General features: G+C 35.8%; 19 protein-coding genes. 7 read left to right on the top strand and 12 right to left on the bottom strand.

Annotation, left to right across the window (positions count from 1 at the left end; all coding sequences use genetic code 11):
- Window positions 1–87: 87 nt before the first annotated feature.
- The 3 genes from FH036_RS18910 to exsF all read left to right on the top strand — a co-directional run bounded on the left by FH036_RS18910 (window position 88) and on the right by exsF (window position 3,434).
- Complete coding sequence (locus FH036_RS18910) at window positions 88–2,154, top strand: ATP-dependent helicase (protein ID WP_000191172.1); 2,067 nt, start codon at window positions 88–90, stop codon at window positions 2,152–2,154.
- 141 nt (window positions 2,155–2,295) lie between these two features.
- Window positions 2,296–2,763, top strand: coding sequence for a spore coat protein CotY (cotY, locus tag FH036_RS18905; RefSeq protein ID WP_001277715.1), 468 nt, complete (start codon window positions 2,296–2,298; stop codon window positions 2,761–2,763).
- Window positions 2,764–2,930: 167 nt separating this feature from the next.
- On the top strand, window positions 2,931–3,434 hold the full coding sequence (exsF, locus tag FH036_RS18900; RefSeq protein WP_139896090.1) for an exosporium protein ExsF: 504 nt from the start codon (window positions 2,931–2,933) through the stop codon (window positions 3,432–3,434).
- Between the two features lie 74 nt (window positions 3,435–3,508).
- Here the strand turns inward: exsF and FH036_RS18895 are convergent, their stop codons facing one another.
- Together FH036_RS18895 and FH036_RS18890 are read right to left on the bottom strand one after the other, a co-directional pair.
- Window positions 3,509–3,694: a hypothetical protein gene (locus tag FH036_RS18895; protein ID WP_003266501.1), complete on the bottom strand. Its 186-nt coding sequence runs from the start codon at window positions 3,692–3,694 to the stop codon at window positions 3,509–3,511.
- Between the two features lie 101 nt (window positions 3,695–3,795).
- A complete protein-coding gene (locus FH036_RS18890; RefSeq protein ID WP_000899662.1) occupies window positions 3,796–4,155 on the bottom strand; it encodes a DUF1360 domain-containing protein in 360 nt (119 codons plus the stop codon).
- Between the two features lie 125 nt (window positions 4,156–4,280).
- Here FH036_RS18890 and exsY point away from each other — a divergent pair, with 125 nt between their 5' ends.
- Window positions 4,281–4,739: an exosporium assembly protein ExsY gene (gene exsY, locus FH036_RS18885; RefSeq protein ID WP_044792732.1), complete on the top strand. Its 459-nt coding sequence runs from the start codon at window positions 4,281–4,283 to the stop codon at window positions 4,737–4,739.
- 60 nt (window positions 4,740–4,799) lie between these two features.
- Here the strand turns inward: exsY and FH036_RS18880 are convergent, their stop codons facing one another.
- From FH036_RS18880 to FH036_RS18835, 10 genes are all read right to left on the bottom strand, one after another.
- Entirely contained in the window at window positions 4,800–5,330 is a 531-nt protein-coding gene (locus tag FH036_RS18880; protein WP_080559647.1) for a spore coat CotO family protein, read from the bottom strand.
- Window positions 5,331–5,471: 141 nt separating this feature from the next.
- Window positions 5,472–6,242: an enoyl-ACP reductase FabI gene (gene fabI, locus FH036_RS18875; protein WP_000421886.1), complete on the bottom strand. Its 771-nt coding sequence runs from the start codon at window positions 6,240–6,242 to the stop codon at window positions 5,472–5,474.
- 108 nt (window positions 6,243–6,350) lie between these two features.
- Window positions 6,351–7,205 (bottom strand): dTDP-4-dehydrorhamnose reductase, encoded by an 855-nt coding sequence (gene rfbD / locus FH036_RS18870; protein WP_139896089.1) that lies wholly within the window; start codon window positions 7,203–7,205, stop codon window positions 6,351–6,353.
- A gap of 11 nt (window positions 7,206–7,216) precedes the next feature.
- Window positions 7,217–8,185: a dTDP-glucose 4,6-dehydratase gene (gene rfbB, locus FH036_RS18865; RefSeq protein WP_001024148.1), complete on the bottom strand. Its 969-nt coding sequence runs from the start codon at window positions 8,183–8,185 to the stop codon at window positions 7,217–7,219.
- Window positions 8,186–8,200: 15 nt separating this feature from the next.
- Window positions 8,201–8,746, bottom strand: coding sequence for a dTDP-4-dehydrorhamnose 3,5-epimerase (gene rfbC, locus FH036_RS18860; protein WP_000864171.1), 546 nt, complete (start codon window positions 8,744–8,746; stop codon window positions 8,201–8,203).
- Window positions 8,747–8,754: 8 nt separating this feature from the next.
- The gene (locus FH036_RS18855; protein ID WP_000676173.1) at window positions 8,755–9,492 is read right to left on the bottom strand and encodes a sugar phosphate nucleotidyltransferase; all 738 of its coding nucleotides are present in this window, start codon (window positions 9,490–9,492) and stop codon (window positions 8,755–8,757) included.
- Window positions 9,493–9,506: 14 nt separating this feature from the next.
- Complete coding sequence (locus FH036_RS18850; RefSeq protein WP_000651514.1) at window positions 9,507–10,187, bottom strand: glycosyltransferase family protein; 681 nt, start codon at window positions 10,185–10,187, stop codon at window positions 9,507–9,509.
- Window positions 10,188–10,199: 12 nt separating this feature from the next.
- Window positions 10,200–10,886 carry a glycosyltransferase family protein gene (locus tag FH036_RS18845; RefSeq protein ID WP_001271197.1) on the bottom strand — a complete coding sequence of 229 codons (687 nt, stop codon included), beginning with the start codon at window positions 10,884–10,886 and terminating at the stop codon, window positions 10,200–10,202.
- On the bottom strand, window positions 10,883–11,572 hold the full coding sequence (locus tag FH036_RS18840; protein ID WP_001087868.1) for a class I SAM-dependent methyltransferase: 690 nt from the start codon (window positions 11,570–11,572) through the stop codon (window positions 10,883–10,885). The genes FH036_RS18845 and FH036_RS18840 overlap by 4 nt, the downstream gene beginning before the upstream one ends.
- 151 nt (window positions 11,573–11,723) lie before the next feature.
- Entirely contained in the window at window positions 11,724–12,824 is a 1,101-nt protein-coding gene (locus FH036_RS18835) for a glycosyltransferase (RefSeq protein WP_000932905.1), read from the bottom strand.
- A 165-nt stretch (window positions 12,825–12,989) separates the two neighbouring features.
- On the opposite strand from FH036_RS18835, the gene FH036_RS18830 reads away from it, so the two are divergent.
- From FH036_RS18830 to FH036_RS18820, 3 genes are all read left to right on the top strand, one after another.
- Window positions 12,990–13,733, top strand: coding sequence for a BclA C-terminal domain-containing protein (locus tag FH036_RS18830; protein ID WP_139896088.1), 744 nt, complete (start codon window positions 12,990–12,992; stop codon window positions 13,731–13,733).
- Between the two features lie 122 nt (window positions 13,734–13,855).
- The gene (locus tag FH036_RS18825) at window positions 13,856–14,701 is read left to right on the top strand and encodes a TylF/MycF family methyltransferase (RefSeq protein ID WP_000428851.1); all 846 of its coding nucleotides are present in this window, start codon (window positions 13,856–13,858) and stop codon (window positions 14,699–14,701) included.
- A gap of 136 nt (window positions 14,702–14,837) precedes the next feature.
- A complete protein-coding gene (locus tag FH036_RS18820) occupies window positions 14,838–15,596 on the top strand; it encodes a class I SAM-dependent methyltransferase (RefSeq protein ID WP_139896087.1) in 759 nt (252 codons plus the stop codon).
- Window positions 15,597–15,600 lie beyond the last annotated feature (4 nt).

The following is a 15,600-nucleotide window of genomic DNA, read 5'->3' as shown; positions in this document are numbered from 1 at the left end:
AGGTATCCCCTCCTGTTTTTTACATTGCTATTTTCTTTTTCTTCCGCTAAAGTTAAATGTTGATGCTATAGTTTTGAAGGTGAATATATGACACAAGAAAAATTTTCACAAAAATCATTAACGCACGCTGATATTCCACGTGCAACATATCATATCCCAAAAACATCTACCCATTTAATTATGGAAGAAGATGCAGATGCGGCGTATTTCCGCGCTCTCGAACAGCAAAATGTATTTTTAAATGAAAAACAATTAGAAGCCGTACGAACGACAGAAGGCCCTGTTCTTACACTGGCTGGTGCCGGAAGCGGGAAAACATCTGTTTTAACAACTCGCGTCGGTTATTTAGTAAATGTAAAACAAGTTCATCCGCGAAATATTTTATTACTTACATTTACACAAAAAGCGGCTGAAGAAATCCGAAATCGTGTAGCGAATTTACCGGGTATGAATCATGCGGCAAGTAGCTACGTTGTTGCTGGTACATTCCACTCTGTCTTTTTAAAATTGCTTCGTAGTCAAGGATATAATCAGCAAATTTTAGCAAACGAAAAACATAAACAAATTATGATAAAGAAAATTTTAAAAGAATTGCGTTTAAAAGACGATTATGATGCTGAAACGATGCTCGCGATGATTTCACTTGAGAAAAACAAATTAAATCGTCCGAAAGATGTAAAAGCAAAAACACCCGTTGAACAAGAATTTAAAGAAGTATACGAGCGTTTTGAAGAAGTGAAACAACGATATAATTATATTGATTTCGATGACATCTTATTAGAAACATATTATATGTTAGAAAATAACGCTCCTTTGCTTACCCAATTACAACAACGTTTCCACTATATTGAAGTAGATGAGTTCCAAGATACATCGTATGCTCAATATGAAATTGTAAAATTGTTAGCTTCGCCAAGAAATAATTTATTTATCGCAGGTGATGACGATCAAGCTATATACGGCTGGCGAGGAGCAAGTCACCAAATTATTTTATCTTTTCCAAAAGAATTTGATAACACTACGATTATCGCCCTTAATACGAATTATCGATCCAATCCTTTTATTGTCGGACTTGGAAATGAAGTTATCAAACTAAATCAAGAAAGGTTTGATAAAGAGCTATATTCTGTTCGTGAAGAAGGTGTACAACCTTTTTATGCAAGACCGGCTACGACTCTTGATGAAGCAAATCAAATTTTGCAGCTCATTCAAGAAAAAGTAGATAGTGGTGAACGAAATTATAAAGATTTTTGTTTGCTGTATCGCACACATTCTGTAAGCCGTTCGTTACTTGATCAGCTTACCATTCATAAAATCCCGTTTATTAAGCACGGTGCGAGTCAGTCATTTTATGAACATTCTTTAATTAAGCCTGTATTGGATCATTTACGACTCGTAATTGAACCATTTCGATTAGAATCACTTTCAAACATATTACCAACGATGTATATCGGGCGTGATGATTGTATTTCATTTATTGAACGTGAACAATGGAAATATGGTGAAGGCCGTTTCCCTTCTCTTCTTCATTTCTTATTATTAAATCCGAACTTAAAACCTTTTCAAGTGAAAAAGGTAAATGAGCGTATCGATTTTATTAAATTTATAAAAGAATTAGAACCGAAAAAAGCATTAAAAGAAATTATTCATGGTAAAGGAAAGTATTTAGAGTACTTACAAAGTAACGATCGTTCTTCCTTTACGATGCATAAAGATATACAAGAAGAAATGTTAGAAGAATTAATGGAGTCAGCAAATCGTTTCACCGACATTCCAGCTTATTTACAATTTATTGATGAAGCCATTCAAGGGCAAAAAGAAATGGAAGCATTAAAAACAATGCCGCAAAAAGATGCTGTTTCGCTTATGTCTATTCATAACGCCAAAGGCCTTGAATTTCCATGTGTCTTTTTACTCGGGGCGAGCGATGGTATTCTGCCTCATACTTCTTCTTTAAAAGATGCAAACGATCGTGTTACAGAGACTTCTGAAGCTTTAGAAGAAGAACGCCGACTACTTTATGTCGCAATTACACGTGCGAAAGAAGAATTGTACATTTCCTCTCCGCAATTTTTTAGAGGAAAAAAATTAGATATATCTCGCTTTTTGTATACTGTGCGAAAAGATTTACCTGAAAAGACATCCACGAAATAAGGATGTCTTTTTTTATATTGCAATATGTACATCCCTCCTATATAAATTCCTCTTTTTATCATAAGAATTAACGTAATATCAACCATATCCCACTCATATTGTAATAGTGTATGTCAGAACTCATGAGAAGGAGTGAACATAATGAGCTGCAATTGTAACGAAGATCATCAACATGATTTTGATTTCAACTGTGTATCTAATGTCGTTCGTTTTATACATGAACTACAAGAATGTGCAACGACAACATGCGGATCTGGTTGTGAAGTCCCCTTTTTAGGAGCACATAATAGCGCATCAGTAGCAAATACACGTCCTTTTATTTTATACACAAAAGCCGGAACACCATTTGAAGCATTCGCGCCATCTGCAAGCCTTTCTAGCTGCCAATCTCCAATTTTCCGTGTCGAGAGTATAGATGATGATGATTGCGCTGTATTGCGTGTATTAACTGTAGTATTAGGTGATACTTCTCCTGTGCCACCTGGTGACGACCCAATCTGTACGTTTTTGGCTGTACCAAATGCAAGATTAATATCGACCAACACTTGTCTTACTGTTGATTTAAGTTGCTTCTGCGCTATTCAATGCTTACGTGATGTTACGATTTAAATCTAAATAATGAGTTAAGCATGGATTGGGTGGCAGAATTATCTGCCACCCAATCCATGCTTAAAGAGTATTATTATGTAAATTTATTAAAATTGGGAACTTGTCTAGAACATAGAACCTGTCCTTTTCATTAACTGAAAGTAGAAACAGATAAAGGAGTGAAAAACATGTTCTCTTCTGATTGCGAATTTACGAAAATTGATTGCGAGGCAAAACCAGCTAGTACACTACCTGCCTTCGGTTTTGCTTTCAACGCGTCTGCACCTCAGTTCGCTTCACTATTTACACCACTACTATTACCTAGCGTCAGTCCAAACCCAAATATTACTGTTCCTGTAATAAATGATACGGTAAGTGTCGGAGATGGCATTCGAATTCTACGAGCTGGTATTTATCAAATCAGTTATACATTAACAATTAGTCTTGATAATGTACCTACTGCACCAGAAGCTGGTCGTTTCTTCTTATCATTAGGTACGCCAGCTAACATTATTCCTGGATCAGGTACAGCAGTTCGTTCTAACGTTATTGGTACTGGCGAAGTAGACGTATCCAGCGGTGTTATTCTTATTAACTTAAACCCTGGTGACTTAATTCGAATTGTACCAGTTGAGTTAATAGGAACTGTAGACATTCGTGCTGCAGCATTAACAGTTGCACAAATTAGCTAGTAAAAAGCGGTATTTCACCTTTGAAATACCGCTTTTTATGTATAATAAAAAACACTCACGGTAACATGAGTGTTTCATTCTTCATAGTGTTTTATTGTATTCTTCTTTTTCCCACAATTACATCCCTTTTTCTTCACAAACCCTTGTTGTTGCAATTGTTCTTGATATGCCTGTTGTTGTGCATGGTGCTGTTGCTGTATATTATACCATTGCTGCAGGTCATATGAATTTTGCCTTGGATTATTGCTCACAGCAAACATCTCCTCTACTGTCAATTCTGTCTATTTACTATATGAACAACTCTTTATTTCCGTTCCCTCATTCTTTTAAACTCCGCTTTTTCTCTTAGTATGAAAATATATTATTCTCCCATAAAATATCCTGTAATCGTTTCAATGATTGCTGCTGCTCCTGCAATAGCTAATAACGCAAGTAACGGTTCTGCAACGATAGGGATCCAATTATATAACACTAATAAAAAAGCACTAACCCATACACCTGTACACCAATAACAGCTTAATAATTCGCCAATCCACTTTCTTAATCCTTTACCTTTTACTTTTGTAAAAGTTGATACACTTCCATCCGGCTCTGTAATCTCTAATTCGTCAATAAACGGTCTTCGCAAAAAAGCTGTAATTTTATCATAAACAATTAAACGGGTGAGCCTAAAAGCAGCTAACGCGAAAATAAAAAATAAAAGCCAACTTGTAAACAGCATAATTCCACCTTCCCTTATCTTCTTTCGCCTATTTAAAAAAAAAGGTCTTGAGATTGTGACCAAATCTCCTCGACTCCAATATCTTATTAATGTAAATACAAACAAGAAGATAAGGAGTGACATTAATGAGTTGTAACGAAAATAAACACCATAGCTCTTCTCATTGTGTAGTTGACGTTGTAAAATTCATCAATGAACTACAAGATTGTTCTACTACTACGTGTGGATCTGGTTGTGAAATTCCATTTTTAGGTGCACACAACACTGCATCAGTAGCAAATACACGCCCTTTTATTTTATACACAAAAACTGGAGAACCTTTTGAAGCATTTGCACCATCATCAAGCCTTACTAGCTGCCGATCTCCAATTTTCCGTGTGGAAAGCGTAGATGATGATAGCTGTGCTGTGCTACGTGTATTAAGTGTAGTATTAGGTGACGGTACTTCGATACCACCTGGTGACGATCCAATTTGTACGTTTTTAGCTGTACCAAATGCAAGATTAATATCTACCACTACTTGCATTACTGTAGATTTAAGCTGTTTCTGTGCGATTCAATGCTTACGCGACGTTTCTATCTAATAAGTGAAGTAAACTAAAAAACTATTGGGGTGGTAGAAGATTTCTACCACCTTTACATATTTAAAAGCCAGCCATACTAATTGATTGGATATCATCTATAGACAACTTAATATCTCGCATGCTATTTGGTGGCATAATCGCTACAATTCCATTACGATACGATATGATTGATCCAACATATGAGACTGTAGCTGTTTTTATTCTGCACCTTACTTTCGGAATATAATGAGGGCGATTTAATAAAAAATGAATTTTCTCTTCATTATTCATATCCTTAAATGATTTATTATACGGGACAGTTCTCACTGGTTCTTGCTGCTCTTGTACTTGTTCCTCTTCTTCTATTTTTTCTTCTACTTGTTCTTCTTGTTGCTCTTGTTGCTCTTCTATTACCTCTTCCACCGCACTACTTACAACATTTTCGTTTCTATTACTTTCCTCTTTTTGATCCTCATTTTCAAAGTTTGTTAAAATAATTCTTTTTATTTTCGGTGCAGCAAGTTCCAAACTTACTTGCGCAATATATAACAACGGTTTTCCAACTGTTGAACTTTTATTTTTATTCTTCACACTCGTCCCTCCCACTTCCATACGTAGCTGAATAAATCGTGTACTATTATACTTATATTCATAACGTGGTAAGAACTTTCGTTAAAAATCGTTCTTTCTAAGAACAAATAAAAAGGACAATCTCAACATGTAGAGATTGTCCTTTAAAAATTAATATTATATTTATCCTAAGATATGATACCCTGAATCAACGTGAATGTTTTCTCCTGTTACGCCGCGTGCTAAATCACTGAATAAGAATACTGCTGTATCCCCAACTTCTTCTTGCGTTGTTGTACGACGAAGTGGTGCGCGCTCCTCAATTTCTCTTAAGATTGAGTTAAAGTCGCCTACACCTTTGGCAGATAACGTACGAATTGGACCTGCAGAAATAGCGTTAACGCGAATGCCGTGTTGGCCTAAATCATTTGCTAAATATTTCACGCTCGCTTCTAATGAAGCTTTCGCAACACCCATAACGTTATAGTTTTTCACAACGCGCTCGCCGCCAAGATATGTTAACGTTAAAATATTTCCGCCTTCTGTCATTACTTTCTTCGCTTCTCTTGCTACAGCTGTTAAAGAGAATGCACTAATATTTTGTGCAAGTAAAAATCCATCGCGAGAAGTATCTACAAATTCACCTTTTAAGTCGTCACGATTTGCAAAAGCGATACAGTGTGCAACACCGTGAATTGTACCAACCTCTTGCTTGATTGTTTCAAAACAAGCTGTAAGTTCTTCATCATTTGTTACATCACAAGGTAATACAAGTGATTCTTGTCCTTCTAATGTATCCGCTAATTCACGAACATTTCTCTCTAAACGTTCTCCTGCATATGTGAAGATTAATTTTGCACCTGCATTATGCAAAGAGCGAGCAATTCCCCATGCAATACTTCTTTGGTTCGCAACGCCCATAACAACAAATGTTTTCCCTTGTAATAGTTCCATGATATATCCTCCCAGAAATACTTATACTTGTTATTAGTACCTGATACTATAATTATAGTAACATAAAACCTCTTAAAGGCAAACAAAAAAGTCATTAACTTAAAATTGTTAATGACTTTTGGTTTCTATAAAAAAACGCTCTAATCCTTCTTCCCAAGAAGGCATTTGCAAAAAACCATTTAATCGTAGCATGTTATGTTGGAAAATAGAATATTTCGGCCTTGCTGCTGCAGCCCCAAATTCTTCGGTTGAAACAGGTAACACATTCACCTTCATATTTGCATACGAAAATATTTTCTTTGCAAATTCAAACCAAGAACATGATCCTCTATTGGATACGTGATACGTACCGTATAAAGAAGTATGAATGAGCTTATTAATCATCACATTTAAATCCGCCACATACGTAGGAGAACCTATTTGATCCGCTACAACAGATATTTCTTCTCTTTCTTTCCCTAATCGCATCATCGTTTTCACAAAATTATTTCCATACTTACCATATAACCACGATGTACGAACGATAAAGTATTTATTATGTAACTCTTTGACGAACTGCTCTCCCGCATATTTAGAAGCCCCGTATATATTGATCGGCGCCGGATTATGAAATTCATCGTACCCCTCCGGTCTGTCGCCTTGAAATACATAATCCGTACTAATATAAACTAACTTTGCTCCTACTAATTGTGAAGCAACTGCTACATTTCGAGCTCCTATTGCATTTATTCTATACGCAAGATCTCGTTCTTTCTCAGCATGATCAACCTTCGTATACGCTGCACAATGAATAATGATATGCGGCCTTATTTCTTGTACTACTTGCTGCACTTTGGATATATTTGTGATATCTAGTAACTTTTTATCAAATGGAGATATGTCATATTCTTCAGGATTTAACTCTTCTTGTAGTTGCTTTCCCAATTGACCATTTGCTCCTGTTATGATAACCCGCTCTTTCATTTATATGCCCCTTACTTTTTTAATGGTTTCCACCACTCCTCATTCTTCTCATACCATTGCACCGTTTCTTGCAATCCTTGCTCAAACGTATACTTTGGTTCCCAATCAAATTCATTCTTCATTTTCTCTGCATCAATCGCATAACGGCGGTCGTGTCCTAAACGATCTGTCACATATTCAATATCCTTTTCCGTTTTTCCTAAGAGAGTAATAATTTGTTCCACAACATCTATATTTGTTTTTTCATTATTTCCACCTATATTATATACTTCTCCTATACGTCCCTTATGCAAAACAACGTCAATCGCACGACAATGATCCGTTACATGTAGCCAATCTCTTACATTTAATCCATCGCCATATAACGGTAATTTTTTTCCTTCGAGCGCATTCGTAACCATTAACGGAATTAATTTTTCAGGATATTGATACGGCCCATAGTTATTGGAACAACGCGTTACGATAACTGGTAATTGATATGTTTTATAATAAGATAAAGCTATCATATCGGCGCTCGCTTTGCTTGAAGAATATGGACTATTTGGAGCTAACGGGGTTTCCTCGGTAAATCGCCCTGTTTTTCCTAAAGATCCATACACCTCATCCGTTGATACTTGCACGAGTTTAATATGCGGATATTTTTTTACTAATTCTAATAAGGTGACTGTCCCAATTACATTTGTATCATAAAAAGGGATCGGATTTTCAATACTACGGTCCACATGTGATTCAGCTGCGAAATTGACAATGACTTGCACATCACGTTCCTGAATAACATGCTCCAGCAGCTCTCCATTTTGAATTTCCCCTTTTACAAAATAGTAATTCGGATGATCTTGAATAGACTTTACATTATTTAGATTTCCACTATATGTTAATGCATCGAAATTAATAATTTTATATGTTTCATAGCTTTGTAACATATAATGCACAAAATTACTTCCAATAAATCCAGCTCCACCTGTTACTAATATATTCATAAACAACTCTCCTACTCAAAAACTATCTTCACATTCCTGAAGTGATGGCAATATTCGATCTTTGTCAGACAAAATAGGACTTGTTACCGGCCATGGAATTGCTAATTCTTTATCACTCCAAAGTACCCCTGAATCATGATTAGCACTATAATACTCATCTACTTTATACATAACAATCGTATGCGAAACAAGTGTACAAAAACCGTGTGCAAATCCTTTTGGCACTAATAATTGCCGATGATTATCCGCGCTTAAAATATATCCTCTCCACTGCCTAAACGTTGGGGAATCTTTTCGCAAATCGACGATAACGTCATAGATTGCTCCTTGCATAACTTGAATAAGTTTCGTTTGTGCTTTCGGATTTTTTTGAAAGTGTAATCCCCGAATCGTTCCCGCTTCTGCTGAATATGAAACATTATCCTGTACAAATGAATACGTAATCCCTAATGTTTCTAGCACCTTCTTATTATAACTTTCAGTAAAAAAGCCACGCCCATCTCCAAATAACCTCGGTTCTAACAATTTTGCGTCAGTAAAGTTTGTTTCTATAACTTTCATATTCTCACCTATTCTCCGTTAAACTGTTTACCAAAGTTTATATCCCGCGCTAACGTATTCGCCCTTTGAAGAGAAATGTGAGTTCCTGCATCAGTCCACCAACCGCTCATTTCATTATAAGTAAGTACCCCTCGTTTTAAATACCAATTATTAATATCTGTAATTTCAAGTTCTCCCCTTGCGGAAGGTTTTAATTCTTTTATATAAGAAAAGACTTTCGAATCATACAAATAAATTCCTGTGACTGCATAGGAACTTTTCGGCTCTTTCGGCTTTTCTTCAATTTCAATTATTTTGTCGTTTTGAATATGCGCTACGCCAAATCTCTCCGGGTCATCTACAGATTGCAGCAGTACTTTCGCACCCTCTTTTTGATTTGCAAACTCTTCAACATACGGACGAATATCATCAGAAAAGATATTATCTCCTAATATAACTACCATGCGATCATTCCCAACGAAATCTTCACAAAGCCCTAATGCTTGCGCAATTCCGCCAGCCTTATCTTGCACACGATACGTAAAGGACACGCCAAACTCTTGACCGCTTCCTAAAAAACTAACAACATCTCCCATATGCTCTTTACCTGTAATAATCATAATGTCTGTAATCTCGCATTGTTTTAGCTTATATACCGCATGATAAATCATTGGATAACGTCCAACAGGAAGCAAATGTTTATTCGTTACTTTCGTTATGGGATATAATCTCGACCCAGTTCCACCTGCTAAAATAATTCCTTTCACCCTGCATCTCTCCCTTATGATGGAGATAATATATCTTTGTAATGTTCTACAAACACTTTCCGATCCTTCTCATATGTATCCGCATCAAACTCATCCCCGTTGTAGTGAATACACCATACATTTGCTTGATTAGGGATACCAATTAAATAACCAGCCTTTTGAAACTCTAAAGACTGCGACACATCATAAAAGTGGAATCCTTGAAATAAGTCTTCTCGCCATGGAATATCATATTGCGTTGCCATCAATAAACCATCAATTGCCTGAACTGACAAAAATGGTTGATTCCCATAAAAAACTTGATCTAAATTTAATAATTGATAATTCTGTCTCCTGTACTCAATCACTTTCCCTACTAAATTTTTCCCTTCCCACCATATCCCGTTGCTCGGCAAAAACTGAGCACCAGCTACTCCAATTAAACCTAGTTTTTCGTTATCTTTAAAAAGAGAAATGAGTGTATAAAACATCTCTCGATTAATAAGATAAGTATCTTGATGTATATAAACCTTATACTTCGCGGGATATGAAAGTGCTCGGTTATATGCACTCGCCATACTTTTCGCATCTCGTATCGGAAAAATTTGTACGACATAACCAGGGGGAACAAAAAGGTTTCTTATTTGTCTCTCGCATTGTTCAAATAGCTCTTCATTATTTATACAAACAACGACTAATATTGTATGATCTTTCATTTTGTAGCCCCTCTATTCGTCTTGATTTACATCTGACATATAGTGCTCTACAAATATCTTTCTATACTTTTCATAGTTGGTCATATCCACATCGATATGATAGTGAATACACCACGCATCACGCTGTACAGGAACCCCAACTGTATAGCCCGCTTTTCTAAATTCAAACGATTGAGACACATCATAATAGTCAAACCCATCAAACAAGTCTTCCCGCCATGGAATATCGTATTGTGTTGCCATTAATAAACCGTCAATACATTCTACAGGCATAAATGTTTTTGAGTCATGATACGGCTTTTCTTGACTTGCCATATAAAATAAATCATTCATATAACCAATGACTTTTCCAACAACTCCTCTGCCTACATTCCATATTCCATTTGGAGGGACATATTGGGCTCCAACCATACCAATCATTCCAAGATGTTCATGTTCTTGAAACAATTGAAGTAATCCATATAAAAACCCTACATTTACAATGAAAACATCTTGATGTATATACACTTTATATTTTGCCGGATGCGAAATTGCTTGATTATATCCACTCGTCATACTTTTCGCATTCCGAATCGGCATAAACTGTATCGTGTATCCTGGAGGAACTGGCAATTGTAATATATGTCGTGCACATTGTGCATACATTTTCCGATCATTTATACACGTAACAAATAATATTGTTTTATCTGCTGCACTCATAATTTTGATTTTTCTGCTTCAATAATGTATTGAAATACAACCGTCTCAGCCATGAAGCCACTTCCAAGACGATATTTTTTACAAATGCCATATAATTCCTCAATAAGCGGTTCATACATTTTATGATCAACATATACACGATCTACTTTACTAATTGAATAGCCTGCTTTTAAAAACATTCGTAACATTTCATTAAATGTAAAGAAGCGAATATGTGTTTTATCTAATAAACCATATTCTGTATACGTCCAATTTCCAGCAAGTAAGGGAGCTAATACTGAAATGTGTGAAACATTCGGTATACTAGCCAAAATCACACCATTTTGCTTTATATACGGTTTTACTTTTTCTATTACCGCCCACGGATCAAATAAATGCTCTAATACGTCACCAAATATAACGCAATCAAATTGCTCCTCCTCATACGGCATATCCATTGTTTCTATATCGCCTAAAACAACATGATCTAGTCTTTCTTTTGCTTGTTCTGCTGCCTCTGGGAATGCCTCAATTCCAGATACACGTGTACCATTTTCTTTTATGGCAGCTCCAAGTGCACCACTCGAACAACCGATATCAAGAACTTCTTTCCATTCTTTTTTTATGTGCTTTAATAAATTCGGATTCACTGCATTATAATAATGCCCAGACTTTTCTTCGTATAAAGAATTTTTTGGGGAATTCATTTTACACACTCCTTATGCAAATTGAATTTGAAATATAAACCTCATATGAAGTCTATAGATGTAACCAGTACTAGTTACATTGCCGATACTTTACTATATAGCTAATTTATTAGAGTTAGAATCGCGATGAGCCATTTCTAAAAAAAGCTGCCTATAACGATTTATATTGTTTATCAAAAACACTCCGAAAATATTTGCGGTTATATTCAATTGCAGCATTATTCGGAACATAAGAAGCTGCTAATTCATTGTAATAATAAGCTTTATCTTGCTCACCTAACTTGCTATAACAAATACACATTTGTAAATAAGGAAGCCATGTATAGCTCGCTGGACTATGAAACGGACTCTCCGTCGCCATTGGTACTTCCGTTGCAAGTTTAAACCAAAATATCGCTTCGTTATATTTTTGCTGTTCCATATATATATATCCTATTCTTGTACAATTCTCTCCTCTAGGAACATCATATCGAAACGACTTCACGCAAGATTCAATTGCCTTTTCCCATGATCCAAGCTTTGCATAGCAATCTCCTAATTTACCACATGCATAAATTTTCTCTTCATACCAACCTTCGTCCTGATTAAGAAATGTTTCATATAGTAGAACTGCATCATCATATTTTTGATTATCCATAGATTCATTCGCGTAATAAAACAAATCTCTCGGGCTCAATTCTTCTCCAGCTGCTACAGCATCTTGAAAAATTTTTAAATTGCGGTTCGTTACTTTCTTTTCTTTTTTATGCGTAATCGCAACATTACTATTAAAAATCTCACCAAAAATAGCTAAATACTCATGCACCTTTCCAAACCATTGAAATTGTTTTTCACGCTTTACAAGTCGATATCTTTTTGTACAATATAAAGGTTTACCATTAGAATCCATTACAAGATGATAAGGCATCGAAACAGCATCCACATTAGGATCTAATTCTCTTTTTAATAAGTTCAATGCCTCTTGAGCATCTTCTAATAACACATCATCAGCATCTAACCATAATATATATTCTTGCGTTGCTTTCGAAAAAGAAAAATTTCTAGCTGCCGCAAAATCATTAATCCACGGAAAGTCATATATGTTAGAGGTATATTGAGCTACAATTTCTTTCGTTCGATCAATGGAACCTGTATCCACTATAATAATTTCATCAACAATTTTTTCTACTGAGTCTAAACATCGACCGATTGTATCTTCCTCATCTCGAACAATCATACATAAACTAATTGTAATTCCTTGCTTGTTCAACATAATCACCCTCTTCCAAATCAATCATATGTTATACATACAATAAACTTTCCACTTTTTTAACTTGCACAAGCAGTTTAAGATTTCTTTTCAATAATTCAAATGTCCGTGTCATTTTCTTCCGGTTTTGCATCTACTATATAATGAACGCTTTATGGAGGTGAATTTATGTCAAATAATAATTATTCAGATGGATTAAATCCCGATGAATCTTTATCAGCTAGTGCATTTGACCCTAATCTTGTAGGACCAACATTACCACCAATACCGCCGTTTACCCTTCCTACCGGACCAACGGGACCGACTGGACCAACTGGGCCGACTGGACCGACTGGGCCGACTGGAGACACTGGTACTACTGGACCGACTGGGCCAACTGGAGACACTGGTACTACTGGACCGACTGGGCCAACTGGAGACACTGGTGCTACTGGACTAACTGGGCCAACTGGGCCAACTGGGCCAACTGGTGCTACCGGACCGACTGGGCCGACTGGACCTTCTGGATTAGGACTTCCAGCAGGGTTGTATGCCTTTAACTCAGCTACAGTTTCTTTAGCTCTTGGCGTTAACGATCCAGTACCATTTAATACTGTTGGATCTCAGTTTGGTACAGCAATTTCTCAAATGGATCCTGATACTTTCGTAATTAGTGAGACTGGGTTCTATAAAATTACTGTTATTGCTTATACAGCGGCAGTAGGTTTATTAGGAAGTCTTGCAATTCAAGTTAATGGTAATACTGTACCAGGTACAGGCACGAGCTTAATTTCACTTGGAGCTCCTATCGTTATCCAAGCCATTACACAAATTACGACAACTCCATCACTTGTTGAAGCAATTGTTACAGGAATTGGATTATCACTAGCTCTTGGTACAAGTGCATCAATTATTATTGAGAAAATCGCTTAATTTTGTACTTAGCAGTAAGACTGATACTAGTCTTACTGCTTTTTCATTTGTAAATTCAATCATTAAATCTCTCTTTTCTACATAGTCATAATGTTGTATGACATTCCGCAGGAGGCACTTATATGGAAAATAAATCAGCTGTTCAGCTTTATCTTGAATTATTAAAGAAAACAATTTTATTTGAAATATGGTTAGAATACGAACCATATTTACCTGCTTCGTTACATATATCTAAAGAGCTATCATATGAACCAGTTACTGTTCCGCTTCCTTTATTTCTTAAGCAGTACGTAGAAAATCACAATTTAAAAATCGTTGACCCTAACGTTTCAGAAAGTGAGCGTCAAGGTGGCAAAGATTGGCCAAGAGCAGCACATAGTATGATTGGCCGAAAACGTATGAATCAATTACACGAAGCTATGGAAACTGTTGTCCGTGAAAATATAGAAGGTGATTTTATTGAAACTGGTGTATGGCGCGGAGGATCGTGCATTTTTATGAATGGTTTTTTACAAGCAAACAACATTACAGATCGTACTGTGTGGGTTGCCGATTCGTTTGAAGGTCTACCAGCACCTAACTTAGAACAATACCCGAAAGATTACGGTGATTATTTGCATACATTCGATTACTTACGGGTTTCTTTAGAAACAGTGCAAGAGAACTTTAGAAAATATGATTTATTAAATGATCAAGTGAAATTTTTAAAGGGTTGGTTTAAAGATACATTGCCTTCAGCACCGGTAGAAAAAATTGCAATTGCTCGTCTTGATGGCGATATGTATGAATCAACGATGGATAGTCTTGTAAATTTATACGATAAAGTTTCAATAGGTGGCTTTATTATTATTGATGATTATGGACTGGTAACATGCGCAGAGGCTGTAACAGATTTCAGAAGTGAAAGAAACATAAAAACTCCTATGACTCAAATCGATGATTTCGGTATTTTTTGGAGAAAAGAATAGAATAAAAAAATATTTAGTTGAGGGGTACTATTATACTACTAATTCATGAAACCCACTCTTGTAATGAATAAAAGCAAAGCTCCCCTCAATATAAAGTAGAAATTTCCTACTTTACTATAAGAAAGGTGTGAATTTTTTGAACGAAAATGAGAAAAAAATCACATTAATCCCACCTCCAGAACTTGTTCAATATGTAGGTGGTCATTTTGAAGAAGTTGGAAAAGAGTTTATGCAGTATTTTATTGAAATTGGCAATTTAAAATCAAATGAAACAGTGTTAGATGTAGGCTGTGGTATCGGCCGGATGGCGGTTCCATTAATGAACTATTTAAGCGATGATGGTAATTATTATGGATTTGACTTATTTAATAAGGGAATTACATGGTGCAAAAATAACATTTCAACACGCCGTAACAATTTCCATTTTGAACATGTCGATATATATAACCAATTCTACAATCCCGATGGAAAAGAAGATGCTTCCCAATACAAGTTTCCATATGAAGATGAATCATTCGATTTTATTTTTTTAACGTCTGTATTTACCCATCTTCTTCCGAAAGAATTAGAACATTACTTAAGTGAAATTTCTCGAGTTTTAAAAAAGGATGGGAGATGTTTTATTACTTTCTTTTTAATTAACCCTGAATCTTCCTATTACTTAAATGCAGGACTAAGTACGTTAGGTTTTTATCATCAAATTGACAATTGTTATGTTCTAAATAAAGATATCCCGAATTTCGCAGTTGCCTATCTTGAGAAAGATATTCTTACCCTATTAAATAAGTATGGACTAGAAATGCAGACTCCTCCCCATTATGGCTCATGGTGTGGCAGAACTGAACATACAAGTTATCAAGATATGATTCTTACACAAAAAATTGCTGAAAGGTAGTTGT

It is taken from the genome of Bacillus sp. CD3-5, from assembly GCF_006349665.1.
GTDB lineage: Bacteria > Bacillota > Bacilli > Bacillales > Bacillaceae_G > Bacillus_A > Bacillus_A paranthracis.
This window is presented reverse-complemented; position numbering and strand designations above follow the sequence as displayed.

What these genes read in the sequence shown, in the direction of transcription:
- fabI (WP_000421886.1), bottom strand. Translation starts at nt 6,242, where the DNA reads ATGGAACTATTACAAGGGAAAACATTTGTTGTTATGGGCGTTGCGAAC.
- exsY (WP_044792732.1), top strand. Translation starts at nt 4,281, where the DNA reads ATGAGTTGTAACGAAAATAAACACCATAGCTCTTCTCATTGTGTAGTT.
- FH036_RS18825 (WP_000428851.1), top strand. Translation starts at nt 13,856, where the DNA reads ATGGAAAATAAATCAGCTGTTCAGCTTTATCTTGAATTATTAAAGAAA.
- rfbB (WP_001024148.1), bottom strand. Translation starts at nt 8,185, where the DNA reads ATGAATATATTAGTAACAGGTGGAGCTGGATTTATTGGAAGTAATTTT.
- FH036_RS18830 (WP_139896088.1), top strand. Translation starts at nt 12,990, where the DNA reads ATGTCAAATAATAATTATTCAGATGGATTAAATCCCGATGAATCTTTA.
- FH036_RS18850 (WP_000651514.1), bottom strand. Translation starts at nt 10,187, where the DNA reads ATGAAAGATCATACAATATTAGTCGTTGTTTGTATAAATAATGAAGAG.
- rfbD (WP_139896089.1), bottom strand. Translation starts at nt 7,205, where the DNA reads ATGAAAGAGCGGGTTATCATAACAGGAGCAAATGGTCAATTGGGAAAG.
- cotY (WP_001277715.1), top strand. Translation starts at nt 2,296, where the DNA reads ATGAGCTGCAATTGTAACGAAGATCATCAACATGATTTTGATTTCAAC.
- FH036_RS18895 (WP_003266501.1), bottom strand. Translation starts at nt 3,694, where the DNA reads ATGTTTGCTGTGAGCAATAATCCAAGGCAAAATTCATATGACCTGCAG.
- FH036_RS18910 (WP_000191172.1), top strand. Translation starts at nt 88, where the DNA reads ATGACACAAGAAAAATTTTCACAAAAATCATTAACGCACGCTGATATT.
- FH036_RS18845 (WP_001271197.1), bottom strand. Translation starts at nt 10,886, where the DNA reads ATGAGTGCAGCAGATAAAACAATATTATTTGTTACGTGTATAAATGAT.
- FH036_RS18840 (WP_001087868.1), bottom strand. Translation starts at nt 11,572, where the DNA reads ATGAATTCCCCAAAAAATTCTTTATACGAAGAAAAGTCTGGGCATTAT.
- FH036_RS18890 (WP_000899662.1), bottom strand. Translation starts at nt 4,155, where the DNA reads ATGCTGTTTACAAGTTGGCTTTTATTTTTTATTTTCGCGTTAGCTGCT.
- rfbC (WP_000864171.1), bottom strand. Translation starts at nt 8,746, where the DNA reads ATGAAAGTTATAGAAACAAACTTTACTGACGCAAAATTGTTAGAACCG.
- FH036_RS18880 (WP_080559647.1), bottom strand. Translation starts at nt 5,330, where the DNA reads ATGGAAGTGGGAGGGACGAGTGTGAAGAATAAAAATAAAAGTTCAACA.
- FH036_RS18835 (WP_000932905.1), bottom strand. Translation starts at nt 12,824, where the DNA reads ATGTTGAACAAGCAAGGAATTACAATTAGTTTATGTATGATTGTTCGA.
- exsF (WP_139896090.1), top strand. Translation starts at nt 2,931, where the DNA reads ATGTTCTCTTCTGATTGCGAATTTACGAAAATTGATTGCGAGGCAAAA.